General features: G+C 36.0%; 1 protein-coding gene. It reads left to right on the top strand.

The features are described 5' to 3' along the window. Window positions 1-275: DUF1365 family protein (locus R2R70_RS20140; protein ID WP_410978923.1), on the top strand; the 275-nt coding region annotated here is incomplete at both ends.

The raw sequence follows: 275 nt of genomic DNA, 5'->3' as shown, positions 1-275 counted from the left end.
ATAATGATGCGTCAATCATTGAACGTGCAAATCATCAGTTATTATCGCTTGGTGTAACTGAGACTTTTAACCATGTATACATGCTAGGACAGCTCCGTTGCTTTGGTATTTACTTTAGCCCAGTAAATTTCTTCTTTTATGGTCATAGCGACAGTGAATTTAAGTACATGGTGGCTGAAGTTAGTAATACGCCATGGAATGAGCGACACTACTACTTGATACCACTAGAAAAAAAAGTGAACTTTAAAAAAGTATTTTCCGTATCACCTTTTATG

The sequence above is a fragment of the Cobetia sp. SIMBA_158 genome (assembly GCF_046566945.1).
In the GTDB taxonomy this organism is placed as follows: domain Bacteria; phylum Pseudomonadota; class Gammaproteobacteria; order Pseudomonadales; family Halomonadaceae; genus Cobetia; species Cobetia amphilecti.
The sequence above is the reverse complement of the archived record's forward strand: the minus strand, read 5'-3'. Positions and strand labels throughout refer to the sequence as shown.